Source organism: Shewanella algae, assembly GCF_009183365.2.
Classification (GTDB): domain Bacteria; phylum Pseudomonadota; class Gammaproteobacteria; order Enterobacterales; family Shewanellaceae; genus Shewanella; species Shewanella algae.
The window spans coordinates 2,703,418-2,726,131 of the sequence record NZ_CP068230.1; the positions used below are offsets into that span (position 1 = coordinate 2,703,418).

A 22,714-nucleotide genomic window follows, 5' to 3' on the forward strand; every position below is an offset into this window, starting at 1 on the left:
TTATTTGTTCCAAAAATTGAATTAATACTCTCAAATACAGTATCTAACTGTTTTTAATCAACCTATCCCTTCAAGAAAAGACAAGGCAGATTGCAAATTGCGGGTTCGGTACATGGGCGGCAAGGAGTTGAGAAATGCCTGACCATAACTGCGATTGACGATGCGATTATCACAGAGAATTAACACACCGCGGTCGCTCTCGTCACGAATGAGCCTCCCAACACCCTGCTTGAGTGCTATCACAGCCTGGGGCAAGGCCAACTCCATAAAGGGGTCACCCTGTCGCTTACTGATCTCTGCGGCTCTGGCGCGATAGAGATTATCGTCCGGAGACACAAAGGGCAGTTTGTCGATTATCACGCAAGAGAGTAACTTGCCGCGCACATCCACGCCTTCCCAAAAACTGCCAGTGCCCAGCAGCACGGCATTACCCAGCTGACGAAACTTTTTCAGCAGAGTCTGCTTGCCGGCGCTGCCTTGCACCAGGAGTGGATAGCGGCTGCGACCATGAAGCGCCTGCGCCACCCGTTGGAGCATCCTGTGACTGGTAAACAAAATAAAGGTTCGGCCCTTGGCCGCATTAATCGCCTGCTCACACACCTCAAGCAGGCGCCGAAACTGATAATCCCCTTCAGAGCGCACATCCCCAAGCTCCCTGGGGACACACAAAATTGCCTGGCGTCGGTAGTCAAAAGGGCTGTCCAGAATAAGCTCCCTGGCCCCCTTAAGCCCCAATGTCCGGCAAAAATGGTTCAGGCTGCGATTCACCTGTAGCGTTGCCGAGGTAAATAGCCATCGGGTTTGCACCTCAAACAGCGCCTGACACGCCTTGGCAACATCAATAGGCGCCATTCTCAGCGTCGGCAGGCGACTGCCCTGCTCTATACTGTAAGCCGCACTTTGATCTTCACAGTTGAAAAACTGCTCCAGCTGCCTACAGTAATCGAGCCATTTTTCCAGGCAATCATCCAGTTCATCACTGCGACCGATATTGGCCAGCATTACCCGCTCCAGCGCCCGAAACTCTTCGAGCAGCTGCCAGCATTGCCTCGCAAGTTCTTTATCGGCCAACAAGGGACGCCAGTCGCTTTGCCCGGAAGCCTGGGTCATCTGCGCCCAATCCGCCAGGCGGGAGCCGCAGCGTCTGGCGAGATCGCTCAGTTGTGAAGTATCCCTGAGTTCCTGTTGATATACCGCCTCCACCCGTTCCAGCACTCGCTGCATAGCCGCGAGCGACAGTTGGCGACCAAAGTAGGTTACGGCGATATCGGCAAGCAGGTGAGCCTCATCGAAAATCACCGCATCGGCATCAGGCAACAACTCGGCAAAGCCGGTATCCTTGAGGATCCTGTCGGCAAAAAACAGATGATGGTTAACCACGATAATCCTGGCTTCCAGGCTCTTCTGTCTGGCCTTGCGGGTAAAGCAGCTGTCATAGAAGGCGCAGCGCTTGCCGCTGCAGCGCTCTTTCGAAGAAGCCACCAGCGCCAGTGCCGGCGACTGTTCGGAAACCGTGGCCAGAGTACCGAGATCGCCATCTGTGCTGGCCGCGGCCCATTGATTTATCCTGAGCAGATCATCGAGCACTTCCGGGCTGCGGCTCTGGGCGCCATTCAACTGCTGCTCCAGCAACAACTGACACAGATAATTGTTGCGCCCTTTGAGCAGGGCCACCCTAACTTGCAGATCCAGCATCTGCAGCAAGGCCGGCAGATCTTTATAAAACAGCTGTTCTTGCAGGTTCTTTGAGCCGGTGGAGACAATCACTTGCTTGCCGGAGAGCAGCGCCGGGATCAGATAACCGAAGGTCTTGCCAACCCCTGTGCCGGCTTCGAGCACCAAAGGCACTGCAGCGCCGCTTGAGCCATGGAGTAACTGGGCCACTTCGCGGGCCATCTCCAGTTGTTGCTCCCTAGGCTTGAAGCCCCTGATATTGGTGGCCAAAGGGCCGCCCGGGGCAAAGGCCAGTGCCGTTTCGCTGACGAGTCGATTACGCATTGTGCTCCATTTTGCCCTGGGGTATGGCGTGCATTATCGCTATTTGAGTGACGGATACAAGGGACAAACCTTATCGCCAAGCCGCTCTACCCGACAGAGTTGGCATAGTTGACAGAGTTGGCATTGACATAGCTGACATAGTTAACATAGCCACTTACACCAACTCTTTAGCTAACGATTCGCAAACTTATGCCCAAGCGGGCCGCTTGATGAATCCTTTTCAAGCAGCAGACATTTTTTGATTTTGGGTGTTGCAAATTCCAGCCAAAGGGATTAGCTTAAAACACACCAGCCGAATTGGCTCAGAATTGAATGTTTATGCGCTGCAAAATTACAGCGTGAAATCACAGGATTTATTACATGACACAGCTTCGCAACGCTATCCATCATCACCACCACGAGCGGTAGCCTTCGGAGCTGACTGCCGAAGGTTCATTCCTTCTGGCGGTTGATTCATAAGATCTGAAAACCCCTGGAAGGAATTCCGGGGGTTTTTCGTTTCCGGATTTGAGTTTTTTAACCAAGATTGAATTGACCAACAGGAATGACCACTATGACTTCAAATCGACTGCGCATCGCCATCCAGAAATCGGGCCGGCTTTCGAAAGAATCACAACAACTGCTGAAAAACTGCGGCGTAAAATTCACCGTTAACGAACAGCGTCTGATAGCCCACGCCGACAATATGCCACTGGATCTGCTGCGGGTGCGTGATGACGACATTCCCGGCTTGGTCATGGATGGCGTGGTCGATTTGGGGATCATTGGCGAGAATGTGCTGGAAGAGGAGCAGATAGAACGGCAGACACTGGGCAAACCTTCGGCCTGCAACAAACTCAGACAACTGGACTTCGGCGCCTGCCGTTTATCGCTGGCGGTACCCAGTGAGTTCCCTTATCAGGACGCCGCCTCACTGGAAGGCTTGCGAATTGCCACCTCCTACCCCAACCTGTTGCGCCGTTTTATGCAAAATAAGGGCATAAGTTATCGCGATTGTATGCTCAAGGGCTCGGTAGAAGTGGCCCCCCGTGCCGGACTCGCCGACGGGATCTGCGATCTGGTTTCCACCGGCGCCACTTTGGAAGCCAATGGCTTGTACGAGACCGAAGTTATCTTCCGCTCTATGGCCTGTGTCATCCAATCACAGCAAACCCAAACCCCGGCCAAACAGGCCTTGATCGACAAGCTGATGAGCCGGGTCAACGGCGTCATCCGTGCCCGGGAAAGCAAATATATCCTGCTGCACGCTCCCACTGAAACCCTGGAGCAGATTGTTGCCCTGCTGCCCGGCGCCGAGAACCCCACAGTGTTGCCGCTCAACGATGACAGCAACCGGGTCGCCATCCACGCGGTCAGCACAGAAGATCTATTCTGGGACACAATGGAAGAGCTGACCAAGCTCGGTGCCAGCTCGATTCTGGTAATGCCAATTGAAAAGATGATGGGGTGAAGCATGCAGTATCTGGTATGGGACAAACTGAGCGAAAGCGAGCAGGTCGCTGCACTCCAGCGCTCCTCCCTGGTAAGCAGCAAAGCGCTCGAGCAGAGCGTCGGCGAGATCATTGAGGCCGTCGCCGCCAAGGGAGACCAAGCCCTCAGGGAGTACAGCGAGCGCTTTGATAATATCCCCCTTGAGAATATCGCCCTCAGTCAGGCGCAAATAAAAGCCGCTGCCCAGGACGTTAGCCCTGAGCTCAAAGACGCCATCAAGACCGCCATGGCCAACATAGATGTGTTCCACAGCGCGCAGCAACCCCAGGCTTTGGATATCAATACCCAGGCCGGAGTGCGCTGTGAACTCAGAAGCGAGCCCATAGACAGCGTCGGCCTCTACATACCGGGCGGCAGCGCGCCGCTAATCTCCACTGTGTTGATGCTGGCGCTGCCGGCCCGAATCGCCGGTTGTCGCCGCCGGGTCTTGATAAGCCCGGCTCCGATAGACAGCGCCATCATCTACGCCGCCAGCGAATGCGGCATTGAAGAGATTTACCAATCCGGTGGCGCCCAGGCCATTGCCGCGCTGGCATTGGGCACGGAAACCATAGCGCCGGTGGACAAGATATTTGGCCCGGGCAACCGTTACGTCACCGAAGCCAAGCGCCAGTTGTCCCAGGATCCCAGGGCGCGAGTCAGTATCGACATGCCGGCAGGGCCATCCGAAATGCTGGTCATCGCCGATGAAACTGCGAGTCCAGCCTTTGTGGCGGCCGATCTCCTGTCACAGGCCGAGCACGGTCCCGACTCTCAGGTGATACTGCTCTCTAACTGTGAATCGCTGGCAAAAGCCGTCATCCAAGAGCTGGACAAGCAGCTCGCGGCCCTGCCCCGCGCCGATATTGCCCGCCAAGCATTGGCCGAAAGCCGTATTTTACTGCTCGATTCACTGGATAAGGCCGCAGCCGTTTCCAACTGCTATGGCCCCGAGCACCTGATCATCCAGACCCGCAGCCCAAGAGCGCTGCTGGCACAAATTCGCGCCGCCGGCTCTGTGTTTCTCGGCCCCTACACCCCGGAATCTGTGGGTGATTACGCCAGCGGCACCAACCATGTGCTGCCCACTTACGGCTACAGCCGCTCGGTATCCAGCCTGTCACTGGCGGATTTCTGCCGCCGCTTTACCGTGCAGGAGCTGAGCGCTGAAGGTCTGTGCGCCTTGGGGCCCTCGGTAATGACCCTGGCCCAGGCAGAGCAGCTTGACGCTCACAGCAATGCCGTTGCCCTGCGTCTGGCCTCTCTTGGGGTATCCGGCTCCGAAGGTTCAACCGAGAGTGTTTCATCATCGCGCGCGCCGTCCGCGAGAATGGAGGAATAAACACCATGCCTGCAGCCATTAATACCGCCACTGCGGATGCCAAGAAAGGAACAATAGCCGTTACCCGCCAAAGCCGCGAGCTTGCCGCTACTCTGGCCCGCCCCGAGCTTTTGGCACTCGAGCCCTATCAAAGCGCCAGGCGCCTTGGCGGCCAGGGGGAAGTCTGGATCAACGCCAACGAATCCCCCTTCAACCACACGGATATCGACCGGGTCAACCGCTACCCCGAGTGCCAGCCGCCAGAGGTGATAGCCGCCTATGCCGCCTATGCCGGAGTCTCAGATTTGCAGCTCATCTGCAGCCGCGGCGCCGATGAAGCGATAGAGTTGCTGATCCGCACCTTTTGCACCCCGGGGGCAGACAGCATCGCCCTCTTTGGCCCCACCTACGGCATGTACGCCATCAGTGCCGCGACCTTCAATGTCGAGGTCAAGGCGCTGTCGTTGGATGACAATTTTCAGTTGCCCAAAGCGTTAACCCAGGCCCAAGGCGCCAAACTGCTGTTTATCTGCAACCCCAACAACCCCACAGGCACCTGGGTAAGCCAGGGTGAAATTCTGCGGATACTCGAGGCCATGCCAGACACGCTAGTGGTAGTGGATGAAGCCTATATTGAATTCAGCCCCGAGCTGAGCGCCGCCTCTTTGCTCAAGGAGTATCCCAACCTGGTCGTGCTGCGCACCCTCTCCAAGGCGTTTGCCCTGGCCGGAGCCCGCTGCGGCTTTATGCTGGCCAATGAAGGCATTATCGAGATGGTAAAACAGGTGCTGGCCCCCTACCCGGTACCTGTCCCTGTGGCACGCTTGGCGGCTTTGGCGTTAAGCCCTGAGGGCATAGCCAGAATGCAGGCCGATGTGGCGCTGCTCAAGACCCAGGGGCAAAGAGTGGCTGCGGCGCTGGAAAGACTCGGAGCCCGGGTACTGCCAAGTGGCGGCAACTATCTGCTGGCGTATTTCGCCGATGCCCCCAAGGTGCGTGAGCAGTTGCAGCGCTTTGGCATAGTCGCCCGCAGCTACCGGGATCCGCGTCTTGTCGACGCCATACGTTTCAGTTTCAGCGATGACTCAGATACCGAGCGGCTGCTCGCCGCCCTGAGCCAGATGCAATAACGATAATAATCAGCCCGGCAGCGGCCGGCACAAGGAAACATCAATGAGCCAGAAAATACTCTTTATCGACCGCGACGGCACCCTTATTGAAGAGCCGCAAACCGACAAACAGGTGGACAGACTGGATAAGCTGGTGTTTGAACCCGGCGTTATTCCGGCGCTGCTCAATCTGCAAAGCGCCGGTTACCGCTTGGTGATGGTCTCCAATCAGGATGGCCTGGGCACCCCCTCCTTCCCGAAAGAAGACTTCGATGCGCCCCACAATCTGATGATGCAGATTTTTTCAAGCCAGGGGGTCAACTTCAGCGAGGTGTTGATTTGCCCTCACTTCAACGATGAAAACTGCAGTTGCCGCAAACCCAAACTCGGGTTGGTAAAAGGGTTTCTGACCCAGGGCCTGGTGGATTTCACCCGCTCGGCGGTTATTGGTGATCGGGAAACCGATATTGCCCTGGCCGAGGCCATGGGCTTGACCGGCTATCGCTATGACAGGGAAAAGCTCAACTGGGACGATATCTGTGATGCCCTCTTGAGCCGGGGTCGCCAAGCAACTGTGGTGCGCACCACCAAAGAGACCGACATTCGGGTCGAGGTGGATCTCGACCGCGCCGGCAACAGCGACATCAATACCGGCATAGGCTTTTTCGATCACATGCTGGATCAGATTGCCACCCACGGCAATTTCAAACTGGCGGTCAAGGTTGACGGCGATCTTGAGATAGACGATCACCACAGTGTGGAAGATACCGCGCTGGCGCTGGGCGATGCTTTGCGTCAGGCGCTGGGCGATAAACGCGGTATAGCCCGTTTCGGCTTTTCCCTGCCCATGGATGAAGCCCGCGGCGACTGCCTGCTGGATCTCTCCGGTCGTCCCTTCCTCAAGTTCAACGCCGAATTTGAGCGGGAAAAGGTCGGTGAGCTGGCCACAGAGATGGTAGCGCACTTCTTTCGCTCCTTTGCCGACGGCCTGCGCTGCACCTTGCACCTTGGCTGCGAGGGCGACAACGACCACCACAAGGTAGAGGCGCTGTTCAAGGTGCTGGGGCGCACTCTACGCCAGGCCATCAAGGTTGAAGGCGATGCCTTGCCTTCCAGTAAGGGAGTGTTGTAATGACCCAAGCCGTTGCCAAGACAGTGATAATAGATACCGGCTGCGCCAACTTGAGCTCAGTGAAATACGCCTTCGAGCGTCTCGGCGCCGAAGTCTGTATCAGTGATGATGCCGAGGTTATCCGCAGCGCCGAAAGAGTGGTGCTTCCTGGGGTGGGCACAGCCAGAGCCGCCATGGCGGCGCTCACCGAAAAACAGCTAATTCCTGTTATCAAGGCGCTGAAACAGCCGGTGCTGGGAGTGTGTCTCGGTATGCAGCTCATGTGTGACAGCTCGCAGGAAAGTGGCGAAGATGCCGATGAATGCCAGTGTCTTGGGCTAATCCCGGGCACTATACGCCAGCTCGACTGCAAGGGGTTGCCCAGTCCACATATGGGCTGGGATCAACTGAGCCCCGTACTTGATGCCAACGGCCAGGCACACCCGCTGTTTACCGGTATCGATGAAGGCAGCTACTGCTATTTCGTCCATTCCTTTTGCGCCGCGCCTTCGGCGGCCACCATAGCCGAATGCCGTTACGGCGAGCGTTTCAGCGCCGCGATTGCCAAAGACAACTTTATGGGAGTGCAGTTTCACCCGGAAAAGAGCGCCGCTATCGGCAGCCTTATCCTGGCTAACTTTCTCACTCTGACCCAGGATGATTTTAACGGAGCTGCAGCATGATTATACCGGCAATCGATCTAATAGAAGGTCAGGTAGTGCGCCTGTTTCAGGGCGATTACCAACAGGAGACCCGCTTCAATCTGCAACCTGAAGCCCAACTGCTCGCCTATCAGGCCGAGGGCGCTTCACTCTTGCATCTGGTGGACTTGACCGGCGCCAAAGACCCTGAGCGCTGCCAGAGCAGCCTGATAGCGTCACTCGCGGCCGCCCTGAATACACCACTGCAAGTGGGCGGCGGCGTGCGCAGCCAGCGTCAGCTCGATGAACTGTTCAAGGCCGGGGTTTCCCGGGTAGTGATAGGTTCATTGGCGGTGCGTGAGCCCAAACTGGTTGGCGCCTGGCTCGAGCAATACGGCCCGGATGCCATCTGTCTGGCGCTGGATGTCAATATCAATGCCGCCGGCGAGAAAATAGTGGCGGTTCACGGCTGGCAGAGTGGCGGTGGTAAAACCCTGGAATCTCTGGTGGCCCAGTTTGCCCCTTTGGGCCTTAAACATGCCTTGGTCACCGACATCAGTCGTGATGGCACCATGACGGGGGCCAACACGGCCCTGTACCGCGAATTGGCGCAGACCTTTCCCGATATCGCCTGGCAGGCCTCCGGCGGTATCGCCAGTCTGGATGATGTGGCTGCAGTCAGGGATTCCGGTGCCAGCGGCCTGATTATCGGCAAGGCCTTGCTAACCGGCGAATTCAGCGTAGAGGAGGCGATCGCATGCTGGCAAAACGTATAGTCCCTTGTCTCGATGTACGAGACGGTAAGGTGGTCAAAGGCGTGCAGTTTCGTAACCACGAAACCATAGGCGATATCGTGCCGCTGGCGGCCAGATATGCTACCGAAGGCGCCGATGAACTGGTGTTCTATGATATCACCGCCAGCGCCCACTCGCGGTTGGTGGATAAGTCCTGGGTCAGCCGGGTGGCGCAGCAGATAGACATACCCTTCTGCGTAGCCGGTGGCATCAAGACCCTGGCCCAGGCACGCGAGCTGCTGGCATTCGGTGCCGACAAGATCTCCATCAATTCACCGGCACTGTCGGATCCCAGCCTTATTCGCAGGCTGCAGGATGAATTCGGCCGCCAGTGCATAGTGGTGGGTATAGACTCTTTCTTCGATGCCAATGACAACAGCTATAAGGTGAAACAGTTTACCGGCGATGAAGCGGCGACCCGCGACACCCAATGGCTCACTCTGGATTGGGTCGAAGAGGTGCAGCGCCAGGGCTGCGGCGAAATCGTCCTCAATGTGATGAACCAGGATGGGGTGCGCCAGGGTTATGATATCGAGCAGCTCGCCAAAGTGAGAGCCGTCTGCGATGTGCCGCTTATCGCCTCCGGCGGCGCCGGTACCATGGCGCACTTTCTCGAGGTTTTCGACAAGGCCAAGGTCGATGCTGCTTTGGCCGCCAGCGTATTTCACAAGGGGATCATAGAGATCCAGACGCTGAAAGCCTTTCTCAAGCAAAGCGGCGTCGCCATTCGCAGCTAAGGAAGGTGCGAATAAGTCCTCGTGGCACTCTGGCTTGCACAGCAATTGGCGTTCAAGACATCTGACTGAAGGCATGCCTGGGCCTGTCAAAGTCGGATAACGCAGAGAGCCGGTTGCTGTGAAAGCCCCGAAGGGCGTGGCTTACAGGCCTGCCTGCTGTGTTGTGCTTCTTGCAAAGGACTAGGGCCATTTGCTGCGAACCACGCCTTGCATCCAGGCCTGTAAGCCGACGCAGAGCACACATGGGACTTGTTCGCACCTTCCATAAGCCCCACAACCCAATACAGGTATTTGATATGACAACCGAGACAAACAATGCCGACTGGCTCAAACAGTTGGACTGGGACAAACAACAGGGATTACTGCCGGCCGTAGTACAGGACTTTCACAGTGGCAAGGTGTTGATGCTGGGTTATATGAACCGCGAAGCCCTGGATGTCACCCTAAGCAAAGGCCTGGTGACCTTTTACAGCCGCAGCAAACAGCGGCTGTGGACCAAGGGTGAAAGCTCAGGCAATCTGCTGCAATTGGTCAGCATAGGAGTGGACTGTGACAACGACAGCCTGCTGCTGCAGGCCGCCCCCTTAGGCCCCACCTGCCACAAGGGGACTGACAGCTGCTGGGATAATCCGGCCTGCGGCGAAGTGCACCCCTTTATCAATCGCCTGCAAAGCCTTATAGCCTCCCGAAAGGAGGAAGACCCCAACGAGAGCTACACCGCTTCGCTGTTTCAGCGCGGTACCAAGCGCATTGCCCAGAAGGTGGGCGAAGAGGGATTGGAAACCGCACTGGCGGCGGCCACTCATGATCGCGAAGAGTTGGTGAATGAAGCCTCGGATCTCCTCTATCACCTCTTGGTACTGCTGGAAGATCAGCAACTGTCCCTCGATGATATCCATGCCAACCTGGCCAAACGCCACACCCAGGCCAAAGCGGCACAGGGTTAAAGCAAAGCCAACATAAGGCAGTGGCACAGTACCAACGAACAAAGGCAAAAAGAGAAGAGGATGAATGCAACCAATAGGTATTCATCCCCTTCTGCTGTCAGCTTTTATCGCAATCTTACACTGCTTCTACTTAAGCCAAGAGTAAGATTGCAGCCCCTTTCAACGCCCTTAAGCCCGCTCGAACCCATGCGGAAAGCTTAATCGCAGCCGCCTCCCAGGATACAAGCCGCCGGAGCGCTTGGCGCGGCTTTCGGATTATCTCTCTTGGCGTCAATCCCAGGGAGCTGTTTGGCAAAACTTGAGTCAAACCAACCCAGCATTGCCTCTGTCTGGCCGTAGAAGCGGTTCAAAGGTACAGGGTGCCACTCACCGATTTCGCTTTCCAGAACCAACGACGGAAAGCCTGCCAATCCGAGCTTTGCCATCATGGCCCGGCTCTGGGCGATGTGGCTCGCCAGCGGCGAAATCTGCCCGGCTGAGTTTGCGTCCATAACCGCCGTCAGATCGCTAGCCAATTTCTCGCGCCCCAGCGCCTGGAGACTCGGCAGCTCCATCAGCAGTTGCAGTAACACTTCAGGCTCGGCAAGCCTTAAACCCTGAACATAATGGCCACGCTGCAATATCTCCAGCAGTGCCAATCCCTGCCCTGCCGCCTTTTCGGCGAGCAGGATGGCGGCAATGGCCGGTCCCGAGTCCAACACGGCGTCAGGGCATTGAAGCAAACCCTGAGTGTAACCGTCACCAAAGGGCTGCCCGGTCAGCTTGGCAATTTTGCTGTCGTGGCTGAGGATATGTTGCCTGAGCCCGGGCGTTATTCTTGTTGCCTCCATCAGGCCGCCAGCGTGCAAAACTATCGGGAGTCTGGCACTCAGGGCATGAATGAGGGGCGCCGCACCATGGCACCAGCCGCACAAGGGGTCAAAAAAGTAGTGCAACCTCACCATTTCATCTCGCCCTTGCTTACCTTGGCACCTATCTCCAATGCCATAGCAAGCCCGGCATTCGGGTACAGACGCTGCATGGTGTCAATAAGCTCAGCGCTGGTTTGCGTGTCGGCTTCGGCTTGTTCGAAATCCTGCAGGTACTTGAGTGTCGCGGCAATATTGTCCTGCTCGAGAAAAGATTCAGACAACATGTGCCCGGGGATCACCTTGGCAGGTTTAAGCGCCGCCATTTCCGCAAGCTGCGCCTTCCAGGCCGCTCGCTCACTCTGGCTCTGACTATCAGCCATCCACAGGTGCAAGCCCCCGGAGACGGCCACATTGCCGAGAATGGTTTTACTCGAAGGTACCCAGAGGTATGGCCTGTCAGCCAGCAGTCCCTGGTCACCTTTTATCTCAATCGCCTTGCCTTCAAGCATTAATTGACGGCCTTTAAATATCTCTGGCAGCTGCGCCTTGAGGGGGGCATTGCTACCCATTCTGGGGATCCAAAAGCTCAGCTTGTCTTCCAGCTTGGCCGAAATTTGTGCATGCACTGCCGGGGTCGTCAGGTATTTTGCTTTAGGGAAAAACTGCTTGAGTGTGGCAACCCCGAAGTAATAGTCCGGATCCGCCTGGCTGACGAATACAGTGGTCAACTGCTTGCCACTGTCCAGAACCTCGGCGGCCAGTCGCAAGGCATCGGCGCGGGTGAAGCCTGTGTCGACCAAAATGGCTTCCTTGTCTCCGCTTATCAGGGTGGCGTTGACATGAAAGCTGTTACCGTCGGCGTTATAGACTTTGAAGTCGAGGGCGCCCGATTCGGCGTGTAAAGAAAATGGCAACACTAAACTGGCAGCCAATACGAGTGATTTAAGCATGGTTTTACTCCGGTGAATTTCAACGTTGGCCAGTTTATGATTTCAATTAATGCAGATATACGGCTAAAATTGCACAATATTGTTGCATAATCCGGACAAGTAATCGCAGATGGACAGATTAACCGCCGCCGAAGTTTTTGTGGATCTGGCCGCCAGTGGCAGCTTTACCGCTACCGCCGAGCGGCTTGAGATGTCGCGCGCCATGGTAACCCGCCATATCAAGACGCTTGAGGATTGGTTGGGCGCCAGATTACTCAATCGCACCACTCGCAGTGTAACCCTTACAGATGCCGGGAATCAGTGCCTGACATATTGTCGCCAGTTACTCTCGACCCGTGAGGCACTGGAAATCAGCCTAAGCGAGAGACGCAGACAATTGACCGGCAAACTGAGAATAAGCAGTAGCATGTCATTCGCACACGCACGACTGGCAGCGAGCCTCGCGCAATTCATCAGGCTTAATCCCGGGGTGGAAATCGAGTTGGATGTGAGCGATCGCGCTGTGGATCTGGTGGCGGAAAGGGTCGATCTGGTGATCCGTATTGCTTCAAGCCCGGATCCCTTGTTGATTGGCAAGCCGCTTATCAAGGTGAATTCGCAGCTGGTGGCTTCTCCTGAATACCTCAAACAGTATTCGGCGCCGCAGCACCCCAGGGATCTTCGCCAACACCTGTGCCTTGGCTACCGCCATTTCAATCGCAATCTTTGGCATCTTTCCAAGGGAGAGCAGAACGAATCTGTAGCGGTCAACTGCCAACTGGTGGCCAATGAAGCGACAGTGTTACTCAGGGCGGCTCAGGCCGGCAGCGGTATCGCCCAACTGCCCGATTATCTGCTGGCTGAGGCACTCAAAGATGGCAGCTTGCAATGCTTGCTGCCGGATTGGACACCGAGAGTCATGACGGCCTACGCTCTCTATAGCTCAAGAGAGCATATGCCGGTGGCACTGAGAGCCTTGATTGACCACTTGAGCCAGACATTCTCAGGCTGAAGACAAGTAAAAAATCCACCTGCATAGCAGGTGGCTTTGAACAGCCCCCTAGAAGGGGGCTAAAAGAATCACCCATCCAAACCAAGCTTGATCTGACCGTTTGATTCCTCTGCCTCTACTTTCTGTTGATACCTTACATATCGACGAATGATCTCTTCGTTTGCTCCCACTGAAAACACTCAAGCTTGGCGGAAGTCTCACCAGTAAGTGAACATGGTCTATCTGGACATTTAGCTCTACTATCCGACACCTCTTCATGCCGCTATAGATATAAATACTCCGACAAACCTCCTGCCCAACTCGGCCCTTCAAGATCCTGTGTCTATACTTTGGCTTCCATACAATGTGATACTGACAGCGATAGAAGACGTGCGATGCACTTTCATATCGGCTCATACTGCTTACTCCTTGATTTGCTGGTAACAAACCGAGTCAGTATGCAGCATGGGCACTCTTCGGGCTGAGCCCCGACTTGACGATCACCACCTCCATAGGAGGTGGTTTTGGGGTGACAACCAAAAACGGGGCCATAGGCCCCGTTGATACTCGCTGACAACCTTTGTCAGGCAGCAACTATCTGCTGCTGTGCCCTGAGCGGATGCAGACGATCGTGCATCACCTTGATGGTTTCAAAGCGGGTCAGGGTTTTGACATCGCTGAGTCGACATTCGTTGGCCAACATCATTACCAAAGAAGCCTGCAGCCCGGTCTCAACCACCATCACCAGCACACGCTCTCCACGACATTTGAGATCAAACATCTTTCCCGGCTCACTGTAAACACAGACAGCACTGGTGTCGAAGAACCATGACTTGGGCATCTGCGGTTTTTGCATAAAGTGAGCAGCGGTAGCATTCAATGCCAGTTGAACCACTTGTGCATCCGTCAATGACAGTGATTTGGTTAGACGATCAAGCAGGTCAATATAGAACTTGGCGTGCTCGACGCTAAATTCTGCTTCTTTCATTGCATCCGGTATCAAAGTCTTGGCTTTATAAGGAGTCAGAAATTCCATTTCCGAACCTAACGATACGCTAAGGACACCATACGAATCGTTATATCTCCATTGCCAATCTCTGTTTGGCATTAATAACATAACGCAATCCAATAAGACCTGTGATTTATTACAAACGGAATAATAGATGATATTTTACCCAATATCAAAAAAAGTTTTAGATATTAGATTGAGATAACAATATCTTAGACAGATCCTTTAGATCAAAAAACGATCGATTCAAATAAAAAAGGATCGCAATTGCGATCCCTTTGAGTGTTTTTTAACTTATTTGGATCTATAGGCGTCAACAATATCTTTAATTAATTTTGGCCCTTGATAGATAAAGCCGGAATAGATCTGCACCATGCTTGCTCCTGCATCCAATTTATCCAGAGCATCCTCGGCGCTATTAATACCGCCGACCCCCAGGATCGGGATCTCACCTTTCAAACACTGCGCCAAATATTTGATCACCTTGGTCGACAACTTGTTCAGCGGCTTACCGCTGAGGCCACCTGTCTCGTTGGAGTTGGCCAGGCCACTGACCCCATCACGGGTCAAAGTGGTATTGGTCGCTATGGCACCATCAAACTTATGTTTCAATAATGACTCGGCGATCTTTTCGATCTCTTCTTCGGTTAGATCCGGCGCTATTTTTAATGCTATGGGTACATACTTGCCATGCTTTTCTGCCAGTTCTTTTTGTTTGTTTTTTAAGCTCGCCAGCAAGTCGTCCAATAATTCGCCATATTGCATGGTACGCAGGCCGGGTGTATTGGGAGAAGAAATATTAACCGCGATGTAATCGGCATAGGCATAAACCTTGTCCATACAGATCAGATAATCATCTTTCCCCTGCTCTACCGGTGTATCTTTATTTTTACCTATATTGACACCGACCATGGCATTGGATTTTTTAGCCTTGAGATTAGCCACCAGATTATCCACGCCGAGATTATTAAAGCCCATGCGATTGATAATTGCCTTGGCTGGCTTAATCCGGAAAAGCCGAGGTTTATCGTTACCGGGTTGCGGTCTTGGGGTCACAGTTCCCACTTCAATATGACCAAATCCCATGGCATGAAAGGCATCGATACATTCACCGTCTTTATCCATACCGGCGGCCAAACCGACGGGATTAGGGAATGTCAGCCCCATGAATTCGACCGGGGCCGGGGTAAGATGCTGCGCATAAAAGCAGTTCAGCGGTGAGTTACCTGTGGTTCTGAGACTACTGATGGCAAAGTTGTGGGCGCGCTCAGGATCCATCTGAAACATGACTTTTTGTGCGAGTTTGTAAAACATGGTTTCTCCTAGACCTAAAAAAAGCCCCGGCGTTTGCCAGGGCTCTTATTGTTATAATAGCTTACTTCTGCCCTTCGCAGTGCAGGATCAGCAGATTCAGTTCACGTAGCGCTACTGAGAACTTCGCAAATTCATGGGTTTGCGATGTCTTGAAGTCAGCCAGCATGTGGAACCAGCGCTCCAGCAAGCCCTGATTGAGTTCGACCCATTGTTCGATAATGGCATCGGACTCGCAGCTGTCGGTACAGCTGCGCAGTACCGCCGATGTCAGTGCTCTTTGCTGCCAATCCAGCTCCTCACGGAAGGCGGCTCTGGCCAGTGCCTGCCAGTGGTTGGCCACCGGCTGACCACCGATCTGCTCCAGGAACCAGTGCAGATCGATTCTGGCGCCCAGCTTAAAGTAAGTTTCTGCCACCAGTGAAACCGGCTTGGACTCAAGCTGAGCTATCTGGGCGATATCCAGTGCCGAGAACAGCGTACTCATGTTGGCAACCAGACTGGCCACCTCATGAGGCACGGCTTCTTTTTCCAGTGCGGCGATATCCTCTTCAATACCCGCCAGCTCATCGGCTACCAGATAAGAGCGGATATTGGCTTTCAGCTCGTCGAACACCGGCTTATAGAAGGCAACAACCTGCTCTATGCTCATGGCGCGGCTACGGTTACGCAGGAACCAGCGACAGGCACGGCGCATGTTACGGCGCAGCTGGTGCAGCATCTCGCCCTGAACAACCGCGGGTACTATGCCGTTCAAGTCAGTAATGGCTTTGGTTAAATCTGCCAAACCAAACACTTCGCGAGCCATAGTGTAACAAATGGCGGCATCGGCAACTGAGGCGCCTGTCTCATCCTGCATACGCTGGACGAAATTGAGCCCCATATCGTTAACCAGTTCATTGGCCAGCGAGGTAGCAATGATCTCACCGCGCAGCGGATGCTGAGTCATCTTGTCGGCATACTTCTGCTGCAACTTGCCAGGGAAGTAATCCACCAGCAGTTGGCTCAACCAGACGTCATCTGTGATAACAGGTGTCAGCAGTTGCTCCTTGAGCACCATCTTGGCGTAAGCCACCAATACCGACAGCTCAGGCCGGGTCAAACCACGGCCGCTGGCCAGACGCTCGGACAGCTCCTCTTCTGTAGGCAGGAATTCCAGTGCCCGGTCCAACTTACCTTCTTTTTCCAGGTAGTTGATGAAGCGGATCTGCTCTTTGAGCTGCTCGGCGCCGCGCACCTGAGTCACAGAGATGGTGCGAGTCTGATCTTTACAGTCCTGCAGCACTATCTGAGCGACTTCATCTGTCATCTCTTCCAGCAAGCGGTTACGCTGCTTGAGGGTCATCTCGCCTTCGGCCACCAGGGCGTTGAGCAGAATCTTGATGTTAACTTCGTTATCCGAACAGTCCACACCACCCACGTTATCGACAAAGTCGGTGTTGATACGGCCACCATTAGCGGCGTATTCAATACGGCCGAGCTGAGTACAACCCAGGTTACCGCCTTCACCTATGATCTTGGCCTTAAGCTCGCCACCGTTAACCCTCAAACCGTCGTTGGCGCGGTCGCCGACTTCGACATGGGTTTCACTGCTCGCTTTGACATAAGTACCGATACCACCGTTCCAGATCAGGTCAACCGGCATTTTCAGCAGGCACTTGATCAGCTCAGTCGGCGTCATAGCATCCTTGTCGGTCGCCAGCATCTTCTTGATTTCCGGCGTCAAACTGATGGATTTTGCGCTACGGGCAAAGATACCACCGCCTTTGGAGATCAGCTCCTTGTTATAGTCTTCCCAGCTGGAGCGAGGCAGATTAAACAGACGCTGACGCTCGACAAAGCTGGTCGCTGAGTCCGGCGTTGGGTCAATAAAGATATGCATGTGGTTGAAAGCCGCCACCAGTTGGGTGTGCTCAGACAAGAGCATGCCGTTACCGAATACGTCACCGGCCATGTCACCTATACCCACACAGGTGAAATCTGTGGTCTGGCAATCGATACCTACTTCGCGGAAGTGACGTTTCACCGACTCCCAGGCGCCGCGGGCGGTGATGCCCATCTTCTTGTGGTCATAACCGTTGGAACCACCGGACGCGAAGGCATCACCCAGCCAGAAGCCATATTCGATGGCAATGGCGTTGGCGGTGTCAGAGAAGGTCGCCGTACCCTTATCGGCGGCTACCACCAGGTAAGGGTCGTCTTCATCGTGACGCACCACATCCACAGGAGGAACCAGGTCACCGTTGACGATATTGTCTGTGATATCCAGCAGACCACGGATAAAGATCCGGTAGCATTCCTGACCTTCGGTGAAGAAGGCTTCACGGCCGCCTTCGGTCGGCAGTTGTTTACAAACAAAGCCCCCCTTGGCACCTACGGGCACAATCACAGTGTTCTTAACCTGCTGTGCCTTCACCAGACCCAGCACTTCGGTACGGAAGTCCTCGCGGCGATCAGACCAGCGCAGACCACCACGGGCCACTTTACCACCACGCAGATGCACACCTTCAACCCTTGGGCTGTAGACGAAGATTTCAAACTTCGGCAGCGGCTTGGGCATTTCAGGGATCTGGTTGGGGGCAAACTTGAAGGAGATATAATCCTTCGGCTGGCCGGCGGCATCTTGCTGATAGAAGTTGGTTCTCAACGTGGCGTTGATAAGATCCAGATAGCGGCGAATGATACGGTCATCATCCAGGCTGGATACGTCATCGAGACGCAGATTGATCTGCTCAATAAACTTATCCAGCGTGCGGGTCTTCAGCTTGGGATTGAACTTACGAATAAACATCTTCACCAGCGAATCGGCAATCTGCGGATAACGGCTGAAGGTTTCTTCGATGTAAGCCTGACTGAAGGTCGCATCTATTTGGCGCATATACTTGGCATAAGCGCGCAGCACTGACACTTCGCGGCCGGAAAGCCCGGTAGCCAGCACCATACGGTTGAAGCCGTCGTCTTCCAGTTTTTTCTGCCAAACCTGAGCCAGCGCAGTCTGGAATCTGTCTTGGCTGTCTGCCAGGTTTTCAGTGGCGCCACCCTGTACTGTCATCAGGAAGTCGAGGATCCAGAAGGTTGCACCATCTGTGCTCTTCACTTCATAGGGACGCTCATTGATCACCCTGAGACCGAAGTTTTCCAGCATAGGCAGCACATCCGACAGATGGATAGGCTCATCCTTGTGGAACAGCTTCAAACGTACCTTGTTGCTGCCGGGCGCCGCTTCCTGTGGCTGATAGAACAACATGCCCAGCTTATGGTCATCGTCCAGCGCTTCCAGTTGCTGCAGATCCACCACTGCCGAAGTCGGCAGCACATCGTCTTTGTAACTCTGCGGGAATGCGGTCAGATAACGCTTAAACAGGCGAGTACCCTGCTCTTCACCCAGTGAATTGTTGAGCGCGCTCTGAAGTTTATCTTCCCATGAGCGAGCGGCTTCAATCAGATTGTTTTCTATGGCAGCCACATCGAGTTCCAAATTATTGTTGTTGTCGACTTTAACTATGTAGTGGGTACGGGCCAAGCTCGACTCGGAGAAGTAAGTGGTAAACTCCACCTCTTCATTACTGTTAAAGGTTTGGGCGAAGATCCTTTGAGTATCTTCACGCAGACGGGTGTTGTATCTGTCTTTGGAGACATACACCAAACAGGACAGGAAGCGGCCGAAACCGTCTTTACGGACAAACAGCTTGAGTTTATCTCTATCCTGCATCTCCAACACGCCATGCGCCATGTGCGACAACTCTTCGACGCTTGCCTGAATAATCTCGTCCCTTGGCAGGTTTTCCAGAATATTCATCAACGCTTTATAGTCGTGGGAGCGCGGTGCCAGTCCTGACTTGTCCATCACCCGCTGGACTTTCTCGGCCAGCAGGGGGATCTCTTTCGGGCTGCGGTTGTACAGATTGGAGGCATACAGGCCGATGAATCTGTCTTCACCGACGACATTACCGGCCTCATCGAAACGTTTGACGCCGATATAGTCGACATAGGCGGGTCTGTGAACCCGGCTCTTGGCACTGCTCTTGGTCAGGATCAGCAAACTGTTGTCCAGCGCTTCGCGGCGAGCCGATTCAGAGAAAGAAGACAGCATCAAACCGTGCTCTGGCTGCGCCTTGCCGGGTTTGTTCATCAAGCCCAGGCTGCTTGCCATATCCGGCACCAGCTCAACGTCACCCTCGACTTTTCGCAGGTCGTAGCGACGATAACCCATCAGAGTAAAATGATGGTTGTTCAAATAGTTAAGGAAGCGAGTCGCTTCTTCAAGTTCGGCTTTCTCACCGGGGAATGGGCGCTTTGGCAGCTCTTCAGCCACTTCTGCCAGCTTGTCGGACATGGCGCGCCAGTCATTGACGGCGGCGGCGACATCACCGAGCACGGACTCTATCTCTTTTTCGAGTTGTTTTATGTCCTTGTCGCTGCTTTGGCGGTCGATTTCGATCAGGAATACCGCCACCTTGTCGCTGTCTTCCTTGCTGTCGTTAACAAAGCTGACCCGCTCGATGTCTGTGCCCTGGCGCTCGATGGCCAGTGGCGTATGCAACATCATATGAGCTGTGATCCCCAAACGGTTGAGGGCCATACCCACAGAATCCACCAGGAAGGGCATATCGGGCTGCACAACTTCTATGATGGAGTGGGTTGATTGCCAGCCATGCTTGGCCTGGCTTGGGTTAAATACCCTTAAGTGAGTTTCCCCACAAGGCGTGCTGTTCAGGGCATTCCAAAGACTCAGGACGGCACCGTAGAGATCGCTATCGTTACGGGCCAGGAGATCGTCCTTGGACATGTGAGCGTAGAGGCAGGTGGCGAACTGTTCCACCTGATTTGCTTGTGCTTTAGGGACTTTGGAGTGGATTAAACTGACTACCTTTTCAAGCAGTACTGAAGGCATTGCATCTTTCAAGGCCATTTTGCTGTTTCCTTAAGCGTCTATGGCAGCGCTTTTTTCATTATATGGATGCTTCGACGAATGACCCGGGCCTGAATTTTTTGTGACCGAGGTCATGCCGCGCAGTGTATTACTAAACACACCATAATTCGAGCAAAATTTTAGTGGTACATCCTGTACAAATCCAGCAATGACGGGATATTGAAGGGAGTGGTGAAGAAGTAATCGGAATAACAGACTAACTATGCAGCAAGGGCAGGAGAAACTTCTTCCCCTGCCCCCATCACTAACTGTGTTTGCGCCAGAAAAGTGCCGCCAGCGCAGGCAGGATAATTATGGCCCCGAGCATGTTGACCACAAACATGAAGGTAAGCAAAATTCCCATATCCATCTGGAACTTAAGTGCAGAGAAGAACCAGGTGCTCACCCCAATAGCCAAGGTCAGGCCAGTGAAGATGACCGCACTGCCCCGCTCCATCAAGGCTTCGAAATAGGCCTGCTGCACCGCCATACCATCGCGCAGTTTCACGGCCATGGTCGACAGGATATAGATGCCATAGTCCACCCCGATACCCACCCCGAGGGCAATAACCGGCAAGGTGCTCACCGTCAGGCCTATATCCAGCCAGGTCATCAGAGCCTGCGCCAGTGTCGATACCACATACAGAGGCAGAATCACTGCAACCGTGGCTTTCAGTGAGCGGAAGCTTATCAGGCAGAGGATAAACACCGCGCCATAGACATACAGCATCATAGGCAGCTGCGCCTCGGCCACGGCCTCGTTGGTTGCCGCCATCACCCCGACCGGGCCGGAAGCGAGTTTAAAGCTCAGCTTGTCGTCGTCCATTTCGGCGGCCAGCAGCTTCACCTTGTTCACCACCTGCTCTATGGTTTCCGCCTTATGATCCTTAAGAAACAGATAAACAGGCATCACAGAGCAATCGCCGTTCAGCAGGCCTGTGCTGGTAGGAATTTGTGACACCAACTGTGCCAGGCTCGCCGGGCTCCTGGGCAATACCTGCCACTTGGGGCTACCCTCGTTGAAACCGGCATTCACCTGGCGTGCCACCGAGGCGATACTGGCGGTAAACTCAACCCCTGGGGTGTTGCGCGCCAACCATTCGAACCTGTCAATCTTCTCCAGCGCCGAGTGATAGGTACAGGCCTCGGGATAGGCTTCCACTATCACACTCATCACGTCTGTGGTGATAGAGAAATGATCGGTAATAAAGAAGGTGTCCTGGTTATAGCGGGAGTCCTGATGCAGCGCCGGTGCTCCGCCCTGAAGATCGCCGATTTGCATCTTGCCGGCTTGCTGCAACCCGCCCAGATAAAGCAGTGCAGTGGCAGCTACCACCACCGCAGCATATTTTGGGGTTGCAAAACAGGTGAGCTTTTGCCAAAAGGCCGCTGTCTTGGCCTCGGTGCCAGCGTCCGCTTTCGCGGCCTTTATCTGGAAGAAGGAGATCACCAAAGGCAAGAGCACCAGGTTGGTCAGGATGATCACCGCCACCCCAAGCGATGCAGAAATAGCCAGCTCGCGAATAATGCCGATATCGATTGCCAGCAAGGTCATAAACCCTATGGTATCCGACAGCAAGGCGACCCCGCCCGGTACCAAGAGGCTACGAAACGCCGAAGCCGCCGCCACCTTGGTACTCTGACCATCGGCGACCCGCTTGCGGATGGCGTTGATCATCTGTACCCCGTGGCTGACACCTATGGCAAATACCAAAAACGGCACCAGAATCGACATGGGATCCAAGCCAAAGCCCACCACGGTCAAGAGACCAAGCTGCCAGACCACGGCTATCAAGCTGCACACCAAAGGCAGCAGGGTCAACACCATAGAGCGGGAGAAGAGATACACCATCAGGGCCGTGACCAAAATGGCTATCAGGAAAAACAGCAGTACCCCTTTGGCCCCGTCTGCCACATCACCGGCCATCTTGGCAAAGCCTATGATGTGAATCTTGATGCCGTCTTTTTCAAACTGGCCTCTGAGCTGCTCTTCCAGTTGGGCAGCAAACGCCAAAGTGTCCAATGGCTCGCCGGTTTGCGGATCAAAGTCCATCAGCTGCGCCGTCACCATGGCAGCGCTGTAGTCCTCTGCCACCAGACGGCCGACTATGCCGGCCTTTTCGATATTGCCTCTGACCCGCTCAAGCCCGGCTTCTGTCGTGCTGAAATCCGCCGGGATCACCGGCCCTCCGGCAAACCCGTCTTCCACCACTTCGGTAAAACGTGTCGACGGCGAAAACAGGGATTTCACCTGAGAGCGCTCTACCCCGGGAATAAAGAACAGTTGATCATGCACATTCTTCAGGGTGTCGAAAAACGCCGGATTGAAAATATTACCGCTGCTGTCTTCTACCGCCACCATGATGGAGTTGGCGCCGCCAAACTGCTTCTGGTGTTTGAGGTAGGTCTGCATATAGGGGTGATGCAGCGGAATGTTTTTAACAAATGCCGCATCCATTTTCAGCTGACTGGCCTGAAAGCCCAGAAATACCGTGGTCAGCGCAAACAGCAGTATCACTCCGATACGATTGCGAAAGAGAAAACTCTCAATCCCATTGACCAGTCTGTCTAACATAATAATGG

16 protein-coding genes and 1 pseudogene are annotated in these 22,714 nt (G+C 54.4%); 9 read left to right on the plus strand and 8 right to left on the minus strand.

The features are described from left to right. Nucleotides 1-57: 57 nt before the first annotated feature. Nucleotides 58-1,998, minus strand: a complete 1,941-nt coding sequence (locus E1N14_RS12080; protein ID WP_062793791.1) for a DNA repair helicase YoaA — start codon at nucleotides 1,996-1,998, stop codon at nucleotides 58-60. Nucleotides 1,999-2,551: 553 nt separating this feature from the next. Between E1N14_RS12080 and hisG the strand changes: the two genes are divergently transcribed. The 8 genes from hisG (at nucleotide 2,552) to hisIE (ending at nucleotide 10,128) form a co-directional block, all read left to right on the plus strand. Beyond that, entirely contained in the window at nucleotides 2,552-3,448 is an 897-nt protein-coding gene (hisG, locus tag E1N14_RS12085; RefSeq protein WP_025011635.1) for an ATP phosphoribosyltransferase, read from the plus strand. Between the two features lie 3 nt (nucleotides 3,449-3,451). Continuing rightward, nucleotides 3,452-4,810 carry a histidinol dehydrogenase gene (gene hisD, locus E1N14_RS12090; protein ID WP_025011636.1) on the plus strand — a complete coding sequence of 453 codons (1,359 nt, stop codon included), beginning with the start codon at nucleotides 3,452-3,454 and terminating at the stop codon, nucleotides 4,808-4,810. 5 nt (nucleotides 4,811-4,815) lie between these two features. Next, complete coding sequence (gene hisC, locus E1N14_RS12095) at nucleotides 4,816-5,919, plus strand: histidinol-phosphate transaminase (RefSeq protein ID WP_081782983.1); 1,104 nt, start codon at nucleotides 4,816-4,818, stop codon at nucleotides 5,917-5,919. 43 nt (nucleotides 5,920-5,962) lie between these two features. Beyond that, nucleotides 5,963-7,030 (plus strand): bifunctional histidinol-phosphatase/imidazoleglycerol-phosphate dehydratase HisB, encoded by a 1,068-nt coding sequence (hisB, locus tag E1N14_RS12100; RefSeq protein ID WP_025011637.1) that lies wholly within the window; start codon nucleotides 5,963-5,965, stop codon nucleotides 7,028-7,030. Beyond that, nucleotides 7,030-7,692 (plus strand): imidazole glycerol phosphate synthase subunit HisH, encoded by a 663-nt coding sequence (gene hisH, locus E1N14_RS12105; RefSeq protein ID WP_025011638.1) that lies wholly within the window; start codon nucleotides 7,030-7,032, stop codon nucleotides 7,690-7,692. Before hisB ends, hisH begins: the two co-directional genes overlap by 1 nt. Next, nucleotides 7,689-8,426 (plus strand): 1-(5-phosphoribosyl)-5-[(5-phosphoribosylamino)methylideneamino]imidazole-4-carboxamide isomerase, encoded by a 738-nt coding sequence (gene hisA / locus E1N14_RS12110; protein ID WP_062793792.1) that lies wholly within the window; start codon nucleotides 7,689-7,691, stop codon nucleotides 8,424-8,426. The genes hisH and hisA overlap by 4 nt, the downstream gene beginning before the upstream one ends. Next, nucleotides 8,408-9,181, plus strand: coding sequence for an imidazole glycerol phosphate synthase subunit HisF (gene hisF, locus E1N14_RS12115; RefSeq protein WP_025011639.1), 774 nt, complete (start codon nucleotides 8,408-8,410; stop codon nucleotides 9,179-9,181). The genes hisA and hisF overlap by 19 nt, the downstream gene beginning before the upstream one ends. Before the next feature lie 296 nt (nucleotides 9,182-9,477). Continuing rightward, nucleotides 9,478-10,128 carry a bifunctional phosphoribosyl-AMP cyclohydrolase/phosphoribosyl-ATP diphosphatase HisIE gene (hisIE, locus tag E1N14_RS12120; protein WP_062794022.1) on the plus strand — a complete coding sequence of 217 codons (651 nt, stop codon included), beginning with the start codon at nucleotides 9,478-9,480 and terminating at the stop codon, nucleotides 10,126-10,128. A gap of 197 nt (nucleotides 10,129-10,325) precedes the next feature. Here hisIE and E1N14_RS12125 read toward each other — a convergent pair whose 3' ends face one another. Together E1N14_RS12125 and E1N14_RS12130 are read right to left on the minus strand one after the other, a co-directional pair. Next, nucleotides 10,326-10,958: a DsbA family protein gene (locus E1N14_RS12125; protein WP_152134908.1), complete on the minus strand. Its 633-nt coding sequence runs from the start codon at nucleotides 10,956-10,958 to the stop codon at nucleotides 10,326-10,328. A 107-nt stretch (nucleotides 10,959-11,065) separates the two neighbouring features. Next, the gene (locus E1N14_RS12130; RefSeq protein WP_025012149.1) at nucleotides 11,066-11,929 is read right to left on the minus strand and encodes an MBL fold metallo-hydrolase; all 864 of its coding nucleotides are present in this window, start codon (nucleotides 11,927-11,929) and stop codon (nucleotides 11,066-11,068) included. Between the two features lie 109 nt (nucleotides 11,930-12,038). Between E1N14_RS12130 and E1N14_RS12135 the strand changes: the two genes are divergently transcribed. Next, nucleotides 12,039-12,920, plus strand: coding sequence for a LysR family transcriptional regulator (locus E1N14_RS12135; protein WP_062794020.1), 882 nt, complete (start codon nucleotides 12,039-12,041; stop codon nucleotides 12,918-12,920). Nucleotides 12,921-12,988: 68 nt separating this feature from the next. Here E1N14_RS12135 and tnpA read toward each other — a convergent pair. The 5 genes and pseudogenes from tnpA to E1N14_RS12160 form a co-directional block, all read right to left on the minus strand. Then, nucleotides 12,989-13,316 (minus strand): annotated as a pseudogene (gene tnpA / locus E1N14_RS12140) (IS200/IS605 family transposase). Nucleotides 13,317-13,482: 166 nt separating this feature from the next. Beyond that, nucleotides 13,483-14,016: a cell division protein ZapC gene (locus E1N14_RS12145; protein ID WP_025011151.1), complete on the minus strand. Its 534-nt coding sequence runs from the start codon at nucleotides 14,014-14,016 to the stop codon at nucleotides 13,483-13,485. Between the two features lie 186 nt (nucleotides 14,017-14,202). Beyond that, complete coding sequence (gene pyrD, locus E1N14_RS12150; RefSeq protein WP_025011152.1) at nucleotides 14,203-15,222, minus strand: quinone-dependent dihydroorotate dehydrogenase; 1,020 nt, start codon at nucleotides 15,220-15,222, stop codon at nucleotides 14,203-14,205. Between the two features lie 61 nt (nucleotides 15,223-15,283). Continuing rightward, nucleotides 15,284-20,131: an NAD-glutamate dehydrogenase gene (locus tag E1N14_RS12155; RefSeq protein WP_025011153.1), complete on the minus strand. Its 4,848-nt coding sequence runs from the start codon at nucleotides 20,129-20,131 to the stop codon at nucleotides 15,284-15,286. Between the two features lie 265 nt (nucleotides 20,132-20,396). Next, on the minus strand, nucleotides 20,397-22,706 hold the full coding sequence (locus tag E1N14_RS12160; RefSeq protein ID WP_062793773.1) for an efflux RND transporter permease subunit: 2,310 nt from the start codon (nucleotides 22,704-22,706) through the stop codon (nucleotides 20,397-20,399). Between the last annotated feature and the right edge of the window lie 8 nt (nucleotides 22,707-22,714).